This is a genomic window from Sporichthya sp. (assembly GCF_013815995.1).
In the GTDB taxonomy this organism is placed as follows: domain Bacteria; phylum Actinomycetota; class Actinomycetes; order Sporichthyales; family Sporichthyaceae; genus Sporichthya.
The window spans coordinates 1-5,210 of sequence record NZ_JACDFE010000272.1 but is presented as its reverse complement, the minus strand read 5'-3'; the positions used below and the strand labels follow the sequence as shown (position 1 = coordinate 5,210).

At 70.1% G+C, this 5,210-nt stretch carries 5 protein-coding genes; 3 read left to right on the top strand and 2 right to left on the bottom strand.

Translation table 11 applies throughout. The features are described 5' to 3' along the window. Window positions 1-1,645: AMP-binding protein (locus tag H0X00_RS21310; protein WP_293774618.1), on the top strand; the 1,645-nt coding region annotated here is incomplete at its 5' end. 254 nt (window positions 1,646-1,899) lie between these two features. Beyond that, window positions 1,900-2,865, top strand: coding sequence for a phosphatase PAP2 family protein (locus H0X00_RS21305; RefSeq protein ID WP_293774617.1), 966 nt, complete (start codon window positions 1,900-1,902; stop codon window positions 2,863-2,865). Here the strand turns inward: H0X00_RS21305 and H0X00_RS21300 are convergent. Continuing rightward, entirely contained in the window at window positions 2,825-3,544 is a 720-nt protein-coding gene (locus H0X00_RS21300; protein WP_293774616.1) for a hypothetical protein, read from the bottom strand. The genes H0X00_RS21305 and H0X00_RS21300 overlap by 41 nt on opposite strands. Before the next feature lie 301 nt (window positions 3,545-3,845). Here H0X00_RS21300 and H0X00_RS21295 point away from each other — a divergent pair, with 301 nt between their 5' ends. Then, the gene (locus H0X00_RS21295; RefSeq protein ID WP_293774615.1) at window positions 3,846-4,049 is read left to right on the top strand and encodes a cold-shock protein; all 204 of its coding nucleotides are present in this window, start codon (window positions 3,846-3,848) and stop codon (window positions 4,047-4,049) included. Window positions 4,050-4,122: 73 nt separating this feature from the next. Here H0X00_RS21295 and H0X00_RS21290 read toward each other — a convergent pair whose 3' ends face one another. Continuing rightward, window positions 4,123-4,959 carry a hypothetical protein gene (locus H0X00_RS21290; RefSeq protein ID WP_367186725.1) on the bottom strand — a complete coding sequence of 279 codons (837 nt, stop codon included), beginning with the start codon at window positions 4,957-4,959 and terminating at the stop codon, window positions 4,123-4,125. Window positions 4,960-5,210 lie beyond the last annotated feature (251 nt).

The following is a 5,210-nucleotide window of genomic DNA, read 5'->3' as shown; positions in this document are numbered from 1 at the left end:
CGCCCGCCTCGAGCGCACCAGCGGCGCCGAGCGGGTCTCGATGGGCGGCCTTCTGGAGGAGGGAACCCGCAACAGCGCCGACGCCCACTTCTTCGTCTTCGACGGCCGCGGCCACACCTACGCCGCCGCCGGCGTCCGGGTGGACAACGTGGTCCGGGGCCTGCTCTCGATCGGGGTCCGGCCGGGCGAGCGCGTGGGCGTGCTGATGGACACCCGGCCCAGTGCGCTGACCGCGATCACCGCGCTGAACCGGATCGGCGCGGTCGCGGTGATGCTGCGCCCGGACGGCGCGACTTCCCGCGAGGCGCAGCTCGGCGACGTGCGGCGGATCATCGCCGACCCCGAGCACGCCGACGCCGCCCGGGCCGCCCGTCGGGTCTCGGTCTACGCGCTCGGCGGCGGCGGCGCTCCGCGCGACGTCGGCCCGGGCATCACCGATCTGGAACGCATCACCCCGGCCCTGGTGCAGATCCCGAACTGGTACGTGCCGAACCCGGGCAAGGCCTCGGACCTGGCCTTCGTGCTGTTCACCGGCGAGGGCGCGACCACCCGCGCCCACCCCGTCACCAACGGCCAGTGGGCGCGCTCGGCCTACGGCACCGCCACGGCCGCGCGGCTCTCGACGGCCGACACCGTCTACAGCGTCACCCCGCTGCACCACGCCGCCGGGCTGCTCACCAGCGTCGGCGGGGCGCTGGCCGGGGGGTCCCGCCTCGCGCTGACCACCTCGTACGACCCGGACACGTTCTGGGCCGAGGTGCGCCGCTACGGCGTCACCGTCGTGTCCTACACCTGGACGTTGCTGGGCGATCTGATCGAGGCCGACCGCGCACCCGGCGAACGCCACCACCCGGTGCGGCTCTTCGTCGGCTCCGGCATGCCGGCCTGGCTCTGGCAGCGCACCCTGGACCGGTTCCCGACCGCCGCGGTGCTGGAGTTCTTCGTCTCCAGCTCCGAGGACGTCGTGCTGGCGAACCTCTCCGGCCGCAAGGTCGGGGCCAAGGGGCGTCCGATCCCGGCCAGCGCCGAGGTCGCCGTCGTCAAGTGCGACCTCGCCACCGGCGAGGTCCGGCGCGACTACGACGCCCTCGCCCACGCCTGCGGCACCGACGAGGTCGGCCTGCTAATCGCCCGCACCTCGACCTCGACGCCCGGCGCGCTGCGCAACGTTCTGGCGGCCGAGGACGCCTGGGCCTCCACCGGGCACGTGTTCCGCCGCGACGTCGACGGCGACCACTGGCTGGTCGGCGCCATCACCGACCTGGTCCACACCGCCGGCGGGGTGGTCCCGCCGGCCGCGGTCGAGGACGCCCTCGGCGAGCTCGACTCGATCGAGCTGGTCGCTGCCTACGGCGTCCGAGCGAATGCGGACAGTGACGAACAACTGCACGCTGCGCTGTCCCTGCGGCCGGGCCGGCAGCTCGACGCCGCCGCGGTCACCAAGGCGCTGTCCGGGCTCTCGGCCCTGCAGCAACCCGCCGTGGTGCGGGTCCTGCCGCAGATCCCAGTGACCACCTGGTGGCGCCCGCTGCGGGCGGCGCTGCGGGCCGACGCGGAGAAGAAGGCCCTGGTCACGTGGGTGCGGGCGAGCGACGGCAGCTACGCCGAACCGGGCCGATCGCGGCGGTTGCGCCGCCCCGGCTGAGCCGGTCGTTTCAACCGCTGGTCAGGGCCAGTTCTACTTCGTACGCTGCATTCAGGACGGCACGTGCTCCGCAGCACCCCGGACGCCGGGCAAATGACGGTTTCCGACCGGTCATGTCTCGAAATTCGCCAGTGGGATCTGCGCCACATGCCGTTACAGTTAACTGTTACGTAACGGGCTGTATCCCCCAGGTTCCGGCCGAGCCGCGCCTGGGTTTCCTGGGCTCCGGCCCCGGGCCGATGGACGGAGGGACCGTGGCTGACGCCGCTCGCCAGTCCCTCGTGCCCGGTCGCTTGCCCGTCCGCGCCGCCTCCCTGACCCGGTTCGGCCGCGAACTGGTCGCGATGACGATCCTGTTCGTGATCTACAAGTTCGGCCGCGTCGTGCACACCTCCGACGTCGACCTGGCGTATGAGAACGCGCAGCGGATCTGGGACCTGGAGCGCTGGGCCCGGCTGCCGAACGAACTCGACGCCCAGCAGGCGATGCTGCCGATACACGGCATGGTCGAATTCGCGAACACCTACTACGCCTTCGTGCACATCCCGGCGACGGCGGTATTCCTGATCTGGATGTACCTACAGCGCCCCGCGCTCTACCCGCCGGTGCGGCGCGCGATCATCGCGATGACGGCGGCCGCGCTGCTGGGGCACATTCTGTTCCCGCTCGCGCCACCACGGATGCTGAGCAGCTACGGCTTCGTCGACACCGCGGCGGTCTACGGCCCCTTCGATGTCTACGCCGCCGACCCCAACAAGGAGTCGCTGGTCAACCAGTACGCCGCCATGCCCAGCCTGCACGTCGGCTGGTCCATGCTCGTCGCGGCCGGGCTGATCGCCGCGCTCAAGACCCGGTGGCGCTGGCTGTGGCTGGTGCACCCGACCATCACCGCGATGGCCGTGGTCGGCACCGCCAACCACTACTGGCTGGACGGGATCATCGCCTGCATCGTGCTGGCGCTGGTGGTGTACCTGTTCGGGAACGGGACGCCGATTCCCTGGTACCGGCTCAACCCGCTCCACCTGGGCCGCCTGCTCCGTCGCGGCCGGCCGGACGCGGCTCCGGACTACTACGGCATCGTCCCCGACTCGCTGCCTGGGGAGGAGCTGGCCGAGACCGGGCTGTCCGAGAAGGACGGCGAGGCTGTCGCGCCGACGAAGCACAGTCCGCAGGACTGCGTCACCGGCGCGCGTGTCGCCCCCGGGCCTCCCAGTCCTTGAGCGCGTTCCGCTCCTCCCCGTAGCGAGCCCCACCGGCGGCCAGGTCCATCTCGACCCGGTCCCGTTCTTCGCCCTCGGCGGCCTGGGCGGCGGCCCAGACGATGTAGCGCACCCACTCCAGGCTGGAGCCGCGGCTGGCCGGGCTGGAGACCTCGGCGTCCCGCGGCAGCCGCTTGACGATCATCTCGTCGAGGATCAGCGGCTGGACCCCGCTGCCGCCGCGGCGGTAGCCGGCGAAGTAGAGCAGCCGGGTACAGGTGTCGGCGTCCAGTTCCGGCAGCCGCGCTGTGGTCCGGAGCGCCAGGTAGGCGCCGCGTAGGTCGACCATCCGCGGATGGTCGACGAGCAGACCCTGCAGCCCGGCCCCCAGCAGAGCGCCGGTGGGATCGCCGGCCAGCGCGCGGACCGTCCGGCGCCGCCCGCCGGCCTGCTCGCCGTAGGTCCACATCAGGGTCGCCGCCAGCAGCTGGCGGGCGGTGCAGCGACCGGCGCGCCAGCGGTCGGCGACGTCGAAGACGTCCTGGCGCCAGACATAGCCGCTCTTGGGGAAGCTGCGCGGCCAGGCGTCGTCCGGGAGCGCCGAGCGCCACTTCGCGATCGGAACCGGCACCGGACGGTCCTCCCCGGGGAGCCCGCGGGTCCGGTCCACACCGTCCCTGGCCCGCTTGCCCTGACTCATGACGCTGCGTCCCTGTTCATGCAACGCACGGTAAAAGGACATTCAACGCATCGCGACTGCACTGCTCCGATCGGATCGCCTTATCCGATGGCCCAGAGGAGGTGTTCCGGGACACATCCTGTGCTAGCGTCCGGGCCAGGTTGAAGGCGAAGCAGTTCCCCGTACGTTCTCGAAACGCCCACGGAGACACACACTCCGGAGGGCGTTTTTCTCTTTCGGGGTCGAAGCGCCGGCGACCTGGGGCCTCGACCGAGGTCCGTCAGATCGTGCAGTCGCACGGCACTTGAAGGAGCACAACAGCATGACGCAGGGCACCGTGAAGTGGTTCAACGCCGAAAAGGGCTTCGGCTTCATCGCTCAGGACGACGGCGGCGCGGACGTCTTTGTCCACTACAGCGCTATCCAGACGACGGGCTACCGCACGCTGGAGGACAACCAGCGCGTGGAGTTCGAGATCACCCAGGGCGCCAAGGGCCCGCAGGCCGAGAACGTCAAGGCAATCTGACCTGCACACGCCAGCGTTGTAGAAGGGGCCGTCACCTGCGGGTGACGGCCCCTTCTCGTTCTCTCGCTGCTCTTTAGACCGCGACGGTCTCCCGTGGCACCTGCGCGCCGTCGGGCTCCGGGGTGCCGAACGGCTTCGGCAGGAACCTGGCCGCGCCGTTGATGGCTAAGGCGCACAACCCCATCGTCAGGAACGTCGCGAACCAGACGATGCCGGTGTTGAAGTCGCCCGGGTCCAGGTGCAGGGCGATGATGATCGGCGCCCCGATGCCGAAGTTCGCGCCGAACATGGTGATCGGGAAGGCCGCGATCAGCGCACTGAGTCCCCACGGGGTGCTGACGCGGCGCCAGATCTGGACGGCGAGCACGGTGAACAGCACCGTCTGGGTGCCCTCCAGGACGCCGATGACCGCCGGGTAGTTCCAGATCCGCAGCTCGTACGGGCCGTAGTAGGTGTAGACGTCGGTGCCGGTGCCGATCACCTCGAACACGACCGAGGTCATGATCTCCGCGCCCCAGATCAGGAACAACGTCTTGCGCGACAGGGCGCCGTCGTACATCTTCTTGCCGGCGTAGAGCGCAACCGCGGCGTAGAGGATCACGTAGCCACTGTGCGACCAGTTCGGTTGGACGACACCGAAGGCCGAGAAGTGCGAGTACATCGCGCCCGGCTCGCCGTTGTGGACGTCGTAGAACCACAGGTCGAAGGCCACGTCGTAGAGCGGTTCGGCGAACGCGCCGAGGCCGGCGGCGAAAATCGCCCAGACATAGAACGGCGTGCGGTGCGCCCGGCCGAGCTGGATGGCGATCACGAGCATCACCAGCACGATCGCCCAGCTGGCCCAGGTGAAGACGTGCTGCCAGGCCATGTCGAGCTCTCTCGACATGACCTCCTCGTCCATGCGTCCCATGGCAGTCCTCCGGCGAGTTAGTGCTGGTTAACATCGAGGCTGCACGCAATCTACCGCCCGTTGACTGGGCCGGAAAGGTAGGCGCGAGTCGTCCACGATCCGCCGTTCCCGACCGGACGCTCGAGCGAGACAGTCGGCACGTCGGCGCACTCATGGTCGTCACCCTTGTAGGCACCGGCGCTCAGCTTGATTCCTCGGGGGCCTCGCAGATGGCCAGAGCTCGGCACCGACGAAGAGGCGCCGCGGCAGGG